Source organism: Pseudomonas sp. PDM22, assembly GCF_014851965.1.
Classification (GTDB): Bacteria; Pseudomonadota; Gammaproteobacteria; order Pseudomonadales; family Pseudomonadaceae; genus Pseudomonas.
In genome coordinates this window covers 1-352 of record NZ_JACVAR010000043.1, presented here as the reverse complement: position 1 = coordinate 352, position 352 = coordinate 1, and the positions used below count along the sequence as shown (strand labels likewise).

Below are 352 nucleotides of genomic sequence, written 5' to 3'. Positions count from 1 at the left end.
ACGGTGTCGATGGTCAGGGTCGCTACCGGTGCGGTCAGGTCCACGGTGTACGCATGGCTGGCCTTCACGTCGGCACTGTTGCCAGCGGCATCGTGAGCCACCAGGGTGGCATCGATGCTGCTGCCCTTGGCCAGGTCGGTACCCGATACCTGCACGCTCCAGCTGCCATCAGCCGCTACCTTGGCGCTGTAGTCGGTGCCGTTGAGCTTGAAGCTGACCACGTCACCAGCCTGGAACTCACCGGCGGCCTTGCCGCTGATGGTCTGGTTGGTCATGGCTTCGGCGGCGTTGACGATGTCGTCGCCGGCGACCACGTTGATGGTCAGGGTCGCTACCGGCGCGACCAGGTCGA

At 65.1% G+C, this 352-nt stretch carries 1 protein-coding gene; it reads right to left on the bottom strand.

What is annotated here, in order from left to right:
• On the bottom strand, positions 1 to 352 hold a 352-nt coding region (locus IB255_RS30560; RefSeq protein WP_192211295.1), incomplete at both ends, for an Ig-like domain-containing protein.